A 15,500-nucleotide genomic window follows, 5' to 3' on the forward strand; every position below is an offset into this window, starting at 1 on the left:
GTTTAAACTTCCTATAGTATAAACAAGAAACACAATAGGAACATTAAACCGTCAAATTTTTGAGTTTAAGTATTACATAGAAAAAAGAGTGTGAAACACCAGTCTGAAGGGGGTTTGGGGGATGGTTGGCTGTAAGGTTAATAATTTGGAGCGTAGCGAGGGATTATTAACCTAAAGCATCCCCCAAGTGTTCTTTGATCATTTGAAATTAAGAAGAGCCTAGATGTACAAAGTAAACTTTGTCCATCTTCTCATCATGATTAACAAGTTAATCATTCTTCGGAATAAACAATTGGAGGATTACTTATTGAAAAATGAAAATTTAACTAAATCAGTGTTCGTGTACTCTTTAGATTCATCTGCTTTTTATAATGATAAAGAAGAAAAATTAAATCAAGATTTGCTTCAACTTCGCCTTTATAAAAAGTTTTTGCAGAAGTTGGCTAAAAAAGTGGCAAAAATGAATGATTCAAATGTATCCGATATTCATTTAAATCTAACTGGTAAGCTCTTTGAGGAAGAAAGAAGCTTTAAGGAATTGGAACAATCGCTAATTACATATATCAAGAAAAAAGGTGAAAGTGAGTCCAGGCTTTCGAATGATATTGATGAGCTAATGGCCTGCAAATACAACAAAGCGAAAATCAACCGTCTTAAAAAAATTACTAACTGTTGGATTAACGAAAAGAAAGATGAATTAATTGAAGAGCAACAAAGTTTCAAAGGGACAAGAACCCTTAGAGGTGATTCGCTTAAAACAAAAGATGGAGAAGTTAGATCACAAAGGGTTATTTCTTTATTTGATTCAGTGCTAATTAGAACACTTGGATTGGACTACGATCAGATCACTGAGGAGATTATGATAGTTGAATCCTTTTACCATAACGTTTTTAGAAGCTTGGTTCAGAATGGTTATTATTTTAATAATGAAAAATACGTTTACTATGCTTCATCAGCAGGACAAATTAGACAAAAGAAGGGTGTATTCATCAAAGAAAAGACGTATCTGAAGAAGAAAAACACTCTGATGTGTGGGCTTAGTGAAGAGGTAATTAATTCTAAGGGCGGCATGAGCATTAACAAATGGATCGCTTACCTTGCCTTATCAAATAGCGCCAGTACATTATGGGAAGGGTTTAATATTGATGAGTGTATAGTTGTAAATGATTTTGAGACGGATGTGTCCACTGAGGTTGATTACATAAACGATGAAACATACGAAATTAAAAGAGAGTACAAGTCTATTCCAATAAATCATACGGATGGCTGTGGAATGATTCTCCCTGAGCTTTCGGAGAGTGCATTCATGTTTAGAGCCCCTTTTATGAAAGGAATGTTAGTCCCATTTCCATTTGATGAGTATTCTAAATTATGCCGGAAGACCAAAATTAAAGATATATACGGCAAGGAATGGGATATTGTTAAAGACGGTATTAAAATTATCCTAACGAAGAGTCAGTTTAAGCTCTGGAAACATTATGATTCATGGGATGATTACAAATCCAAATTTAAGAAGTATGAGTGTCAGGCAGCCAAGCTGAATGAAGAAGAGGATGAATTTAAAAACAGTGAACTTAATTATCAAATGATCCAGACACTAACCGACACGACAGATGAAGAATTAGATAAGCTTTCAGAAAACACAGTGAAGAGGATCCAAACGCTTTACAAAGATAAAGAATCAATGCTTGAGGTTATTGGAGCCGTTGAAAGCAATGCCCATAAAAATAACTTTCAGAAAGCTCATTTGATTTATCCTGAGTTGCTTAATGATAACCATTCAAAGGAGATTATTAAGAAGAATAAAAAGCGTTTGGTGAAGGAAGCAAAAGCAGGAAAAATTCTGCTAGAAGGCTCTCATTATACTTTTATTATTCCAGATTTGTATGCTGCTTGCGGTTATTGGTTTTGCGGTGATTCTGATCCAAAGGTTTTGCTAAATGACGGAGAGGTTAGTTGTAAGCTTTTTAATAATCAGCAAAAATTAGATGTGTTGAGGCCTCCTCATCTATCTAGGGAGCATGGCATTAGGATCAACAAGTTAAATGATGATCTTAAAGACTGGTTCATTACGAAAGGCGTGTATACGTCCACTAAAGATGCCTTGTCAAGACTTCTGCAGTTTGATGTGGACGGAGATAAAGCACTTTTAGTTAGCGACAGCACTTTTGTTGAGATAGCAGAAAGAAATATGAAAAATGATGATATCGTTCCTCTTTATTATGAAATGAAGACAGCAGAAAACCAAGAAATCAATAACGAGAACATCTATAAAAGCTTGGAACTGGCTTTCGAGGTAAATATTGGTGAATATAGCAATAACATAACCAAGGTGTGGAATAGTGATAAGGTTGATTTAGACGTGATCAAATGGCTTACAATGGAAAATAACTTTGAGATTGATTATGCCAAGACCTTATACAAACCAACCCGTCCTGAACATGTTAGTCAAAGAATTAATGGTTTCCTGAAAGGGACTTATAACAGGAAAGTTCCTCACTTCTTTATTTACGCAAAAGACAAGAAAAGAAAGAACGTCAGATCAAGAAATGATTCTGTAGTTAATCGGTTGGGTGAAAAAATACCGAATAACAGGGTGAACTTTAAGAGGCTGGCGGGAGAATTTGATTACACAAAACTGAAGAATGAGAATGCTACTCTTGGGCTTGATCAAGAGGTATTGACACGATTTAATGAACTCTACAAGTTGTATTCGAAGCAGCAACAGGAATTAGGTACAAAGGGAATTCTCCTGCAAATAAAAGATGAATTACTCAAAGATTATAGCAAAAAAAAGGTTGAAGATACAATGATTGTGACAGTCTATACAATGCTTGATCGTAATAAGCACTGGAAGGCCAAACAACAGAAAAAACAAAATGTTTCTCGTCAAGAAGCAGAATGGCATGTAACAAAAGAGATCAGAGAAACCTTGCTGAGTATTAGAGACAGCAGTTACATAACAGATATATTGGTGGAGTATCTATTCAATACTAAATGCTCTAAGCATAAGGATACACTATACAATTGTTTTGGGTATAACATTGTAAGGAATTTGAAAAAGAACATTCGCAGAGCTATTAAATGTGTTGATTGTGAGCGGGAAATCGAAAAGGGAACTAGGTGTGATAAGTGTCAAAAGGATAGGGAAAGAGAGTTAAATAAGCTGAGAAAACGAAAAGAACGTAAAAATAAAAAATGTCACGCTTAAATTACAAGAAAATAAATGAAGATGGATAAGCCCTTGATATACAAGGGTTTTTCCAGTTGTATAGTGATATCTATAATCTTCTTCTAGGGAAGAAAAAAGAAGTATTGATTTATGGATAATTATTTATACGGTTCCGTTATTATAATTTATCACAAAAATCCATACTATGCAATTTCGACCCAAACATTGTTTAATTCAACTTTGGACATCTATAGTCTTTTGGTTATTCCTCCTAAATAATCAAAGAATGCTGATCACTATGATCAGCCCCCCTTATTTTAGATAATTATTTCAAATAAAAATTTATTGATGGAAGGAGGACTATAAGTGGAAATTGATAGACATAAGCTATGGCTAGATATTCGCAAAAGAAGGTTAACTCAAACGGAAATTGCGAAAGAATGCGGTTGTGCTCAGTCAAAAATCAGCTCCTTTTTGAATTATGATTCAGATATGTCACCTGAGCTTATTCAAAGAATGAAAGACTTTGTCTACTCTAAGCCTGAGTATGAAAACGGAAAGCGTAGAGTAATCAAAGTGATCTAATTCTTTGTCGTTACTACATTAAACAGCATTGCGGAAACAATGTTGAAGAGATGTACAAGCCGACTCCAGCGACGTTAAATAAATGGTTTCGGGGTTTCATTAGTTTTACTCCTTTGATTTTATTTTTATTCTTATTCCGAGCCATTTTGGTTCGGGGTTTCTCCTTTTGACATGACTATGTGCGGGGCATCCTCAGTGCCCCCGTAATCGTGTTTAAATGAGAAAAAACAATTGGAGGAATAATAAAATGAAAGAAAATAAGGTTACTGATACGAAAATCCTCAAGTCAGGATATTACTGTAAGAAATGCGATTTGTTTTTTGAGAATACATGGGATATGGAATGCTACTGTCAAGGCGAAGGATGGTATAGAGCTAGTAAAGCGATTTTGATGTTAGAGAAGGTGCTCGGTAATGGAAAATAAAAAAGAACAACCAAGATGGGGCGAGCCAAATGAGAAGTTTCAAGAGTTGGTTAAAAATATTGATCCAGAAGTATTAAGAAAAGCGAATGAAAAAATAAAAGAGATGGCCAATGGTAAGCCTCTTTATAGATTTTAATTAAACATTTAGGAAGGAGGTGATGATATGAGCAAATTAGCAAATGACTTAATAGGCATTTTCAAGCTCGTTTCAAGAGACAGTGAGTTAATGAATCTTGCTTATTATAAAGAGTTGAGTAATCCAGCTAATATAGATGTGCAGCAAAGAGATGATTTTGATGACATCCTCAAAGGAATTATTGTTAGAGCTCCTAAATCTAACGATTTAAAAGAAGATGATCCTCAATGTCGGATCTGCATGTACTTTGGTAACGGCTATACTACACACAATAAGCGTATTACTTCCCAGGATGTAATGATTGACGTATACACCCATATTGATCATTTTGAAGACAATGATCCTAGAAGTCTCAAGATCATAGACCGGCTAATTGATATTGTTTACGATAAAAATGTTGCTGGTGTGGGTAAGGTTGCTAATATCAATAGAATGTTGATAGCTAATCCCCCTGATGGATACCTCGGCTATAAACTCATCTTTTCCTTTGGAGCTCCACAATAATGGAATATTCAAAGGACTTCTTTATTTTAGGTACTCCTATTTCAACAGATATAGGAGAGTGCCACTTCATTAGACTTAAAGATTATCCTCAGTTCGTAAATGATCTCTCTCAAATGGTTAAATCAAAATCTGAAATAATAGCTGAATTTCAAGAAAACAATAAATTTGGTCAATTGGATAGCTTGATCAATGATTTTAACGCTTCAACTTTGTTGGACATAGTTAATGTGATGGATCAGTTAAGAGCCTCTTACCAAAGAGTGTTTGCGAAGGTGTTTAATAACCCTGATGCATTCCAAGCTGTAGACGAGAAGAACTTTTACGATATCCGCAAGTTAATTCTTGATATGCATTGTTTAAAAGAAAAAAAGGTTAGCAAAAACTCTGAACTTGAAAAATTCAACAAGAAAAGTAGAGCGTTGAAACAGTCTGAGAACAATTATGATTTCTCCGATATTGTTAGTTGTGTTGTTCAATTTACTGGGTATTCATCCGCTGAAGTTCTTGAATTAACGCTTCCCCAACTTCACTCTCATTTTTTCAGAGGCGCTGCTTTTTTAAATAGCTCTGCTGCGATTGTACTCTCTACTGTAAGTCCGGAAGCTGCCAAAAACATTGGTTCTTGGAGTCAACATATAGATTTATTTGAAGAAGAGAAAAATTACATAACTAAGAAAGAAGCAAGAAACTTAGAGAAATTATTCTCAAATTAAAAAACAAGGTGGAATTTTAATAAATGAGTAAAAAGACAGTAATTCATGATGTATGTAACGTTGTTATGAAAAGAAAATCTGACGGGAAAGTTATTGCAACTGCTGAAGCACAAACAACTAGCCTGTCTCAAAGTATCCAGGAAGACTATTTAAAAGGCGGATGGGGAAACCAAAACCTTTATCAAATTAAGTCCGACAAGAATATTACAGGAACAATCAAAAATGCTTTCTTCAGCTTGGATTGGTTGGCCATGCAACAAGGAGTCAAGGTTGAAAATGGGACGGTGCAAGTATGGGAGGATGAGACGCTTACTGTTGAGACAGATGGAAAAGTAACTCTTAGCAAGACTCCAGTTGATGCAGTTTCTTTCGAGAATAGCGAAGGAGAGTCTTATCTTATGGAAACTGAATCCACAGAAGGTCAACTCCCTACAACTTTTGCAAAAGAGGGTGCGAAAGTTAAAGCACGATATAAAATTGATGCTGAAGGTGAAATTGTTGAAATTAAGGCTGATACATTCTCTGAAGCTTATGAGATGGAATATCACACTTTAGAGTACGATCCAGAAACTGAAACAATCCATAGTGATCTTTATATTCAGTTCGATAAAATCTCTCCTTCTGGTGAAGCAGAGCTAAACTTTGAAGCCGGCAACGCAATTACACCTGAAATCAAATTCACAGCGCTTGCAGTTGATAATTCTCTTGGGCGTTTCATTCGGGTTAAACGTAAAGCAGACGGATCAAAAGGTGAGAAACCTACTGAGTCTCCAAAGCAAAGCGTTGATCTTGGCGGCGCAAGTGCATAAGGGAGGCGTTGAAGATTCCTTTCTTAAATAAAGATGGAACTACGCTTACCTCTGCAAAAGATGATGGTACTGGCAACCCTATAACGCCTGTATCAATTGAAAATTCAACTATTCCATTAGAGGTTGATCTTAAAACTGATCAGCCTCTTGATGTTAATGTTGCAAACAAATCATCTATTCCAGTTCTTGTGAGAAACACAGTTCCTATTAAAACTCAGATCCAAAAGTCATACGAGGAATCTGTGTTAACAGATAATGATACTGTGGCAGTTGGTGCAACAAAATCGTACACATTAGATCTTGTTGAGAATTTAGGAGTGTTTAGAACTTATGGCGTTGCTCTGTATACAACACAGACTGACAGCGCAAATAGCAAAGTTACAGTTAGTGCTTATTCAGTACCGAAGAGCATTCCTTTTTATTCATCAACATCAGCAAGTGACAGCACAACTTTAATCAGTAATGCTGCATTTGTTTCAAACTATCCAATTCAAAAACAGTTGCCCTTCATTTGTCCAAAATTGCTATTGACAGTTAAGGCATCTGGAACAGTTGATATTACTGGTTTTAAAATGATTGTTTGGGGGATGGAATAATGACTTTTCATGATGTATGCGGAAAGTTTAAAAAGGTTGATGGTATTGAAGATGCATATTTACTGCTTTCAGAGGAGGACAATTATTACATAAGCCTGAGTGATTTTGAAAAGCTCTTTGAAGAGGATTTTGACGAAGAGCATCCATATGAATCACTTTCAGCAGCTTCTGATAATTCTCCAGCCTGGAAAGACATTTGGGACGATATTTGGACGGAAGACCTTTAATAAGGTCTTCTTTATTTTTAAAAGGAGGAATTAAATGAAATCGAAAAAATTAAGCGTATCAGGTGTAAAGACACTATCAAAAAGTGTTGATAAGAAACAAAAGGTTCAGATAAATGATGAGTATCATGTATACATCTATCCTCAGTTCGGTATGTTCAAGTTACAAAAGATGTTTGAGAATTTTGTGAAATCTCTATTAGAAGCTGAAGAGCAAGGTATTGACTTGAGTAAGATCAGCATGAATGATTGGTTAAGTTTTAATGTCGTGAAGGAGTTCAGTGACTTGGATATCCCTGATGATACTAAGAAACAGTTTGAGTTTTATTACGAGTTAATGAACACTGATCTCCTTTATCCAATCTTTAATAAGTTTCCTATAGAATCACTTGAAAAAATAAACATCATAGCTAATAGACTTCGATCCAATTTTGAAAAATTAGGATCTGCTAAGTCTGAAGAGTTTGAACAGATGATTATTAATACAGTAGCTGAACTAGAAGAAAAATAAAAAATAACCATTCAATTTAATCAAAGTCGATTCGCGAACGACTATAAATGTATAAACAAGGACAGAAAACAACATGCAGGATATATTAGCACCCTCCTTCCATGCTAGAAAAAAGTGATAAATAAGGATAAAAATAAAATAAATAGATTGACGATAGTAAACGTAAGTGTTATAATTAAGTTAAGAAAGGAGGGGAAATGAGTATGGAAAAGTTAGAGCTTATCCTTCGGGACTTGGCTTGGGTGGTTGCAATCCTAGCAGGAATAACAACCATGATCAAGAACATCAAGGACTTGAAGGCAAGCAAAAACAAAAAACGACGTTCTCCCGCCAAGAAGAAACGTCGCTCATAAGCTAGAGGGGATTTATTCCCCTTCTCTTATTATTATAACACTTTTCATTCCATACTCAAAACACATGAAAAAATTGGTTGATGTCACAACAATATTCTTTTTTATTCTGTTCATTATGCTGTTTTCGAATTTTGATTATGCTCATCTTAGCACCTTAGATATACTAACAATGGTATTAGCGTTAATCTGGTTGGTAGTTACTATCATAAACATTATCCTTAAGTGGAGGAACCTTAGAAATGACTAAGATTGTTTTTGACAGCATTGATGACTTAAAAGATTTTATAGCAAAAGAAATTTTAACTACATCTGAAGCGATTGAGATCATCGGCTGTAGTCGTCAAAACTTAAAACAGTTGGTCGATCGTGAAACATTAGTACCCATTAAAACAACAAGTCGGGATCGTTTATTTTTAAGAGAAGATATTGAAAGTTATAAAAGGAAAAGGTAAAGGCATCCGCAGCAACGGGTGCTTTTTTATTTGTGTTATGGTCACAAGAGAAATGTAAAAAATAAAGTAGGTGTAAAGCAATTATGCTGAACGAAAAAAAGATAAAAGCTATTGGATTAATTGCTGAAGGAAACCTCAGTATGACTGAAATAGCAAAGGAAGTTGGCGTTAGTCGAAATGCTCTGTATCTATGGAGAAAGGATAAAGAATATCAGCAGGAGCTAGACAAAGAGATACAAAATTTCAAACTTTTAGCGCAACAAGAAAGAAACGCAAGGGCCAAGAACTGGTTTAAAAAATTAGAATACATCGCCATGGATGATGACCAAAAGACTAAGGATCAGATAGATGCGCTTAAAACATTACTTGCTTACTCTGAGGGAACTCCAACGTCTAAGGTTGAAATCACTGAGACAAAGGCAAATGAAGTGGATAAAGAAACAATTGAAGATGAGATTAAGATGTGGAAACAATCAAAAGAAGACAAATAAAAAGCCCTCTCCTATGTCATTTAGAAGGGGCTTGTAACTTCTTCTTAGCTCTTATTAGAGTGCTTTTACTGATACCTGTAATATCCTCAACTTGTTTGTATGAATGATCGTTAAGTAACTCTAAGGCGTGTTGTATTTGCTTCTTCGAATACTTGTTAGGTCTACCCTCTCGGAAGTCTTCACGTTGCTTTGCAATGGCTTTTCCTTCCTGAGTACGTTCGACAATCATATCTCTTTCAAACTCTGCAAACCCACTCATAATGGTTAATATTAGCCTTCCTGTTGGTGTGTCTTCAACTAAACCCATGTTTAATACATGAACCTTCACACCCTTTGAAAACAATTCCTTGACTGTATTAATTGCATCTACAGTTGATCTTGCAAAGCGGTCTAGCTTAGTAACAACCAAAGTATCTCCTTCTTCAAGCTTTGATAAAACCTCTTTGAATTTAGGGCGATCAGCTTTAGTACCTGTGAATTTTTCTGAATAGATCACATCGCATCCTTGGTTCTCTAATGTGGCTATCTGTGATTCCAAATCCTGTGAAACTGTACTTACACGAGCATATCCATATTTCATAATAAAGCACTCCTTTTGTGTATCTATTTATGGAACTAAGTTATGACACCTCTTGATACCTTAATTCTACAGGGTTCAAAGGATGGTGTCAATACTTTTAAGATATGACACCGATGAAGATATGAAACATGCTTAAATTTGTATGTAAGATAAGAAATTGCAGGCTGATTTAAGCATGTTTAAAGGGGCTGTGTGAAGAGTTAATGAGTTAGATACCAATAGTATTCAAGCTCATTAAAGTTGCTTAGGATGGCTCACAGTAAGGCATACCCCCCACCATTCTGTTTTTAAAAATGCTGTCTTATCCGATAGCAGGGTACAAATTTTTTGTAGTATTTTTCAAATTTCCGAGGTGATAAAAATAAGTGAGCAAATAAATATCAACACGTCAGAGAATAGACGTTTTCTATATGAATATTTAGTTAAACAAGCAGTTAAAGAGCATGATCTATCTGAATCAGATGCTGAAGAGTTTGCAGCGCATTTAATGAAAAAACGATCAGATGATTTATTTACATATCATGGTTTGGCTTGGGAACTAGGGCAGAAAAACCTTGAGTTCTTTTGTCTATTCTTCCTTCAAGACACATTTAGAGCACCTGGTACATCTGAAATAGCTCCTATTCATAAGCAAATATGGGAAGACATTGAGAATATGCTCCTACATAACACACATGATAAGCAAGTGTACGTCCTTCCTAGGGGTACTGGTAAGAGTGCATTCGCAAACTTGCCTACTGTAGCTTTTTCAGTTGCTAATAAGCTAAGAATTTTTACGCTTGTTTGTTCCTCTACAGGTGAGCTTGCGGATAAATTCATAAAACAGATCAAGGAAGTATTTGTTGACAACATCTATCTCCAATCTTGTTATGGAAAGCTTTTGGATCCATCTAATAAAAAATATATTTGCAACTCCTCTCAGCTGGAGTTTACAAATGGAACTATGGTTGAAAGTATCAGTAGTAAAACTGATATGAGAGGAAGGAAACACCCTGACAATACAAGGATTGAATTAGCTATCCTAGACGATTATCAAAATAATGATGACTGCGCTACAGATGCAAACAGAGAGAAAAAATGGAGACGTTTTGCAACTGATGTTAACTTTGCACTACAAAAGCCTGTATATGATAAAGATGGAAAGTTAATCAGGCAGGGTGGAATCATGGTAGGATGTGGGACAATTCAGCACCCAGAATGCTTTTATAGCAGGTTACTTAAATTGCCAACTTGGAGATCACGAAAAGAAAAAGGCATACTCGTTGATGACATTGATGAAATGTTCAGCTCTGGATTGTGGGCTGAATTTAAAGAAATCCTTTCAGATTCCAAAAATGAGAACAGGCTTCTTCATGCAAAGGAATTTTATTATCAACATGAGGATGAAATGAAATTCCCTATTCTATGGGAGAGTTATTGGAATCCTTTAGACATGGCACTTGCTTATTATGAAGACCCTGTGGCATACAACCAAGAGGTACAAGGTTTAATTACCTCAACAGGACAAAAGAAATTCAAAACAATTATCACTGAGTCTGCTGAAAAGATTGAGAGCCATGACTTTACAAAAACAATGCTGTCTATTGATCCAGCTGGGACAAGAAATAAACAAAAGAAGAAAAAGGACTATTATGCTTTTGTAGTTGGAAGTGTGTCAGACATGAATATCAAGTATGTTCGTAAAGGTACAGTGTTTAAGGGTGAGTATGAGGATTATATGGATTATACTCTCAAGCTCCTTAAAGAATATCCTGATATCAGTTTTGTAAACATTGAGAAAAACGTTTATAACGGTGCGGATGTTATTCAGCTTCAAGAGTTAGTAAGGAATGACCCCCAATTAAAAGGCAGAAAAATTGAGTGGCTCAATAATGCTGTAACCAAAAATAAGGATGACAGAATCAATACCATTGTTGGTGATGTCAATATGGGAAGAATTATCTTTAATGAAGAGGATGAGGAAGCGATACAGCAACTTAGAGATTTTGCTGGTGCGGATTTCTCAGCATACGATGACTTCCCTGATGCAGTAGCTGAATGGTCTAAAAGGATAAATGAAGTTGAAGTAATTAAAAATATCTCGTCAATTCCAAGGAATTGGCTTTTTTAGATTGAGGTGAATTTATGAAAAATGAACAATTGATAACTAAAATGCTTGACCACCTAAGATTAAATCAAGGGCATCATGAAAAGTTAAAGCGATATTACTTAGGTGATCACGATATTTTGCATAGTAAAACAGCAAAAGATCCTCTTAAAGCAGACATGAGAGCTTATTTTAATTATTGCCGCAAGATGGTTCAGAATAGCGTGGGCTATTTGTTAGGTAAGCCGGTTAATTATGGATCAAAAACAGAGAATAAAGAGTTTATTAGCAACATTGATTATTACTTTAGCAATTGGGAACATGCCCATAATATCAAGTTGAAAATTGAGGCATCCATTCATGGGTATGCTTATGAAGCGAATTACATAAACAGTGAGGGTGATTTTGAGTGTGCTGCATATTCACCACTTGAAATGATCGTTCTTCATGATGGGACAATTGAAAATAAAGTTTCGATGGCCATTAGGAAATACAAAGTTCAATTTGATGAGACTGAGTATGTAGAAGTGTGGGACGATACGTTTTATAGCAACTATAAATTGAGTGGTGGGAAGTTGTTGCTCTTAGAGCAAAAACGACACAGATTCTCTAGATGCCCTGTTAGAGAGCTCAAGAACAACGATATTAAAAAATCTACATTTGAGGACATTATCAAGATTATTGACATGTACAATGCTATACATGCCAATGCGGCCAATGAACTTGTTGATCATAGAAATTCTTATTTAGTTTTCACAAACTGCAGCGTTGAATTTGAAGACGCCAAAAAGATGAAAGAAAACGGCATCATTATACTCCCTCATGAAAAAGCGGAGGTAAAGTGGCTTACTAAAGACTTACATGGAACCTTTGTGAAAGATATGCTTAAACAATGGCAAGATGAAATGTATATACAAAGTAATCAAGTAAACCTCAATGAAAACTTCCAAAGCAATACCTCAGGTGTATCCATCCGTTTAAAACTTCAAGAGTTAGAAAACCAATCAGCTATTGCAGAATCCCACTTTGAAAAAGTTCTTAAGGACAGACTAAAGTTCTTTTGTGAATTTCTATCTCTCAAGAAACAAGCCGAATTTGATTATAAAGATGTCAATGTAGCATTCACTCGAAATGTACCGGTAGATGAAGTTGCTATCGCTCAGATGGTATCAACTTTGAGCGGGTTAGTTCCCCATGAAGATCTCCTTTCAAGGCTGCCTTTCATTCAAAATCCTTCTGCTTCAATGCAAAAGTTAATCAAACAGCATGAGACGGTGAAGTTGCACAGCGCCAATAATATGAACACAACAGCAGTACCTAAACAGGACATTTCTGATGAAGAGGATCAAGAACGCCTCTCAAATGGACTGTAAAACAATATGGGAATCTTGTAAAAGGTCAGGGCAAGATATGTGTAAATGTGGGTTAATTACACAAATACAACACTCTATGGCGTGTACATAGAGGGTTAGGAGGAAATATGGATTTAAAAACTGTTAAAGAATTTTTAGAGCAAAACAAAGAAAAGGAAGAAGTTAAATCATATTTAGAAGAACTGTCTGCCGTATCTGCTGATAAGGTGTCAGGGTTTTTAGATACTGATGAAGGCAAGAAAATTTTGCAGCCACGATTAGATGAACATTTCTCAAAGAGTCTTAATACGTGGAAAACCAATAATCTGCAGAAACATGTTGATGAAAAGGTTAAAGAGTTATACCCAGAAAAAGATCCACTGGAATTAAAAGTAGCTAATTTAGAAAAGCAATTGGCCATGAAAGAAATGCGCTCTTTTGCAATGGATAAAGCGCATAAAGAGGGATTACCTTTAGAATTAGTGGATCTTGTAATGGGTGAAGATCAGGAGAAGACTAGTTCTAATTTAGATCTTTTAAAAGGCGTGTTTTCCCAACATATTGAGAATAAAACACAAGAAAGATTAAAAGCCGATGGCATTGATCCTAAAGGTTCACAAGAACCACCGAAGACATTCACAATGGAGCAACTTAAGAACATGTCTGAAGAAGAATATATTAAAAATCAAGAAGCGGTTGACGCTTATCTTAATAGTCAATCCAACTAATTTAATTACATAAGGATAAGGTGATAATATGTCAGTTCAAAATTTCATTCCAACAGTATGGTCAACAAAATTAAATCAAGCTTATGATAAAGCGATGGTATACGGTAATCTCGTAAATAGTGATTATCAAGGCGATGTGAGTTACGGGAATACAGTTAAAATCAATACTTTTGGTGAAATCACAATCGGTGATTACGGTAAAAATGGTGTAGGGGATCCTCAGGAGCTTGATTCTAGTCAAACAGAATTACTTATTGATCAGAAAAAATTCTTCAATTTTAAAGTTGAAGATGTGGATGCTGCTCAAGCTAATATCAATTTGCTAAATGGCGCAATGAATCGTGCTGCATATGGATTAGCAGATACTGCAGATCGGTTTATTGCAAATCTATATACTGAAGTAGATTCTAAAAATGTAATGGGCTCAGATACAGACCCAATTCAATTAACCAAACTAGATACTTATGATATTTTGGTCGATTTAAACACCAAACTTTCAGAAGCAAATGTTCCTAAATCTGAACGTTATGCGGTAGTACCAGAATTTGCTTATGGGTTACTGCAAAAAGATGACCGGTTTACAAAATTCCAAGAAATTCTTTTAAATGGATACATCGGTAACGTTGGTGGGCTACAAATCTATACATCTAATAACGTTCCTGTAATTGATGGTAAGTATAAGATTATGGCTGGTCATAGATCGGCAATTACCTTTGCGTCTCAGCTTAACAAATTGGAAGCGTACCGCCCAGAGAAATACTTTGCTGATGCTATTAAAGGCCTCCAAGTATATGGCGCAAAAGTTATTAAACCAACTGGAATTGCGGTCTTAACTGCATCTAAATAATAAAAATTGAGGGCGGAGGCTAATATCTCTGCCCTTTTTTATCTTAATAAGGAGGAATTAAATGTTTGTATTAAATAAAAAAACAGGGCTCACTTGGAATGTTGAAGGTGAGTTATTAGAAAGGCTTTTAAAGTCGCCAAATTATGAAATTGTTGAATCAAAAGAAAAACCAGTAAGAAAACCTCGGCCAAAGAAGGGTTCAGAATAATGGATAAAACAATAACCCTAAAAATCCTCTTAGATATTGATCGAGACGATACCAGCAATGATGAAATATTGAGCCTGTACTTATTAAGTGCAGAAAATTTTATAAAGAACTATTGTGACGTTGAAAGCGTTCCAAGTGAGTTGGATATTGTGCATTTACATATCGCTGTTTTTCAGTATCGTCAAAATGGGTTTGAAGCTGTTACTGCTGAGAAGATAGGTAACATTAGTCAGACTTTTAAGAGCTCAATGCCAAACCATATTATCGAAGAATTAGATAAATTCATTAGAAATACAAAATACGTGAAGTTTTTTTAAGGTGACAATAATGAAATACAAAGACCTTTATTATTTAATTCAGGTTAAAAGGGTGAAGACAGGCAAAAAGACTGATTGGGGAACAGACATATATGAGGATCAAGAAACTCTAGTTCCATACAAATGTTCTTTTCAGCCTTATGTTGAATCAATTAGTTCTCCAACTGCGGTAGGAAGAATAACTGACATAACCAATATGATCTTCTGCCCGCCTAATGAAAAGCTAGAGAAAGGCGTTAAAGTCGTTCATAAAGGAAAAGAATACGAGGTTCTTTACCCACCCAGAGACTGGGGAAGACATTATGAGGTGTTCGTTAACTATATAGGCGCACACAAGTCCACTAAGTAAACAAACGAAGTGCTTTAAATTTTGAGGCACTTCTTTTTTTTATTTGTAGAAAAATTACTAAGG

20 protein-coding genes are annotated in these 15,500 nt (G+C 35.3%); 19 read left to right on the forward strand and 1 reads right to left on the reverse strand.

The window, feature by feature from the left end; all coding sequences use genetic code 11:
* The first annotated feature begins 307 nt into the window (after positions 1–307).
* The 12 genes from NYE38_RS06055 (at position 308) to NYE38_RS06110 (ending at position 8,970) form a co-directional block, all read left to right on the forward strand.
* On the forward strand, positions 308–3,211 hold the full coding sequence (locus tag NYE38_RS06055) for a hypothetical protein (protein ID WP_025649596.1): 2,904 nt from the start codon (positions 308–310) through the stop codon (positions 3,209–3,211).
* 327 nt (positions 3,212–3,538) lie between these two features.
* The gene (locus NYE38_RS06060; protein WP_014417453.1) at positions 3,539–3,757 is read left to right on the forward strand and encodes a helix-turn-helix transcriptional regulator; all 219 of its coding nucleotides are present in this window, start codon (positions 3,539–3,541) and stop codon (positions 3,755–3,757) included.
* Positions 3,758–4,170: 413 nt separating this feature from the next.
* Positions 4,171–4,317, forward strand: a complete 147-nt coding sequence (locus NYE38_RS06065; RefSeq protein ID WP_014417454.1) for a hypothetical protein — start codon at positions 4,171–4,173, stop codon at positions 4,315–4,317.
* 27 nt (positions 4,318–4,344) lie between these two features.
* A complete protein-coding gene (locus NYE38_RS06070) occupies positions 4,345–4,821 on the forward strand; it encodes a hypothetical protein (protein WP_017417539.1) in 477 nt (158 codons plus the stop codon).
* Entirely contained in the window at positions 4,821–5,534 is a 714-nt protein-coding gene (locus NYE38_RS06075; RefSeq protein ID WP_017417540.1) for a hypothetical protein, read from the forward strand. Before NYE38_RS06070 ends, NYE38_RS06075 begins: the two co-directional genes overlap by 1 nt.
* Positions 5,535–5,557: 23 nt before the next feature.
* Entirely contained in the window at positions 5,558–6,343 is a 786-nt protein-coding gene (locus NYE38_RS06080; RefSeq protein ID WP_017417541.1) for a hypothetical protein, read from the forward strand.
* Positions 6,344–6,357: 14 nt separating this feature from the next.
* Positions 6,358–6,939, forward strand: a complete 582-nt coding sequence (locus NYE38_RS06085; protein WP_025649597.1) for a hypothetical protein — start codon at positions 6,358–6,360, stop codon at positions 6,937–6,939.
* Positions 6,939–7,166: a hypothetical protein gene (locus NYE38_RS06090; RefSeq protein ID WP_014417458.1), complete on the forward strand. Its 228-nt coding sequence runs from the start codon at positions 6,939–6,941 to the stop codon at positions 7,164–7,166. Before NYE38_RS06085 ends, NYE38_RS06090 begins: the two co-directional genes overlap by 1 nt.
* Before the next feature lie 34 nt (positions 7,167–7,200).
* A complete protein-coding gene (locus tag NYE38_RS06095; RefSeq protein WP_014417459.1) occupies positions 7,201–7,674 on the forward strand; it encodes a hypothetical protein in 474 nt (157 codons plus the stop codon).
* Positions 7,675–7,877: 203 nt separating this feature from the next.
* Positions 7,878–8,027: a hypothetical protein gene (locus tag NYE38_RS06100; RefSeq protein ID WP_017417543.1), complete on the forward strand. Its 150-nt coding sequence runs from the start codon at positions 7,878–7,880 to the stop codon at positions 8,025–8,027.
* A gap of 239 nt (positions 8,028–8,266) precedes the next feature.
* The gene (locus NYE38_RS06105; protein WP_014721012.1) at positions 8,267–8,479 is read left to right on the forward strand and encodes a helix-turn-helix domain-containing protein; all 213 of its coding nucleotides are present in this window, start codon (positions 8,267–8,269) and stop codon (positions 8,477–8,479) included.
* Between the two features lie 83 nt (positions 8,480–8,562).
* Complete coding sequence (locus NYE38_RS06110) at positions 8,563–8,970, forward strand: phBC6A51 family helix-turn-helix protein (protein WP_014417460.1); 408 nt, start codon at positions 8,563–8,565, stop codon at positions 8,968–8,970.
* 16 nt (positions 8,971–8,986) lie between these two features.
* Here NYE38_RS06110 and NYE38_RS06115 read toward each other — a convergent pair whose 3' ends face one another.
* On the reverse strand, positions 8,987–9,550 hold the full coding sequence (locus tag NYE38_RS06115) for a recombinase family protein (protein WP_014417461.1): 564 nt from the start codon (positions 9,548–9,550) through the stop codon (positions 8,987–8,989).
* Between the two features lie 487 nt (positions 9,551–10,037).
* Here NYE38_RS06115 and NYE38_RS06120 point away from each other — a divergent pair, with 487 nt between their 5' ends.
* The 7 genes from NYE38_RS06120 (at position 10,038) to NYE38_RS06150 (ending at position 15,437) form a co-directional block, all read left to right on the forward strand.
* Positions 10,038–11,660, forward strand: a complete 1,623-nt coding sequence (locus NYE38_RS06120; RefSeq protein ID WP_223257570.1) for a hypothetical protein — start codon at positions 10,038–10,040, stop codon at positions 11,658–11,660.
* Positions 11,661–11,674: 14 nt separating this feature from the next.
* The gene (locus NYE38_RS06125) at positions 11,675–13,009 is read left to right on the forward strand and encodes a phage portal protein (protein WP_014417463.1); all 1,335 of its coding nucleotides are present in this window, start codon (positions 11,675–11,677) and stop codon (positions 13,007–13,009) included.
* Positions 13,010–13,116: 107 nt separating this feature from the next.
* Positions 13,117–13,716: a DUF4355 domain-containing protein gene (locus NYE38_RS06130; RefSeq protein WP_014417464.1), complete on the forward strand. Its 600-nt coding sequence runs from the start codon at positions 13,117–13,119 to the stop codon at positions 13,714–13,716.
* Positions 13,717–13,744: 28 nt separating this feature from the next.
* Positions 13,745–14,563 carry a hypothetical protein gene (locus NYE38_RS06135; protein ID WP_014417465.1) on the forward strand — a complete coding sequence of 273 codons (819 nt, stop codon included), beginning with the start codon at positions 13,745–13,747 and terminating at the stop codon, positions 14,561–14,563.
* A gap of 61 nt (positions 14,564–14,624) precedes the next feature.
* Entirely contained in the window at positions 14,625–14,771 is a 147-nt protein-coding gene (locus NYE38_RS06140; RefSeq protein WP_014417466.1) for a hypothetical protein, read from the forward strand.
* Positions 14,771–15,088: a head-tail connector protein gene (locus tag NYE38_RS06145; protein ID WP_025649600.1), complete on the forward strand. Its 318-nt coding sequence runs from the start codon at positions 14,771–14,773 to the stop codon at positions 15,086–15,088. The genes NYE38_RS06140 and NYE38_RS06145 overlap by 1 nt, the downstream gene beginning before the upstream one ends.
* A gap of 10 nt (positions 15,089–15,098) precedes the next feature.
* Positions 15,099–15,437, forward strand: a complete 339-nt coding sequence (locus NYE38_RS06150) for a hypothetical protein (RefSeq protein WP_025649601.1) — start codon at positions 15,099–15,101, stop codon at positions 15,435–15,437.
* Positions 15,438–15,500: the final 63 nt, after the last annotated feature.

Origin of the sequence: Bacillus sp. EU63 (assembly GCF_038592915.1) — a bacterium.
Classification (GTDB): Bacteria; Bacillota; Bacilli; order Bacillales; family Bacillaceae; genus Bacillus; species Bacillus velezensis.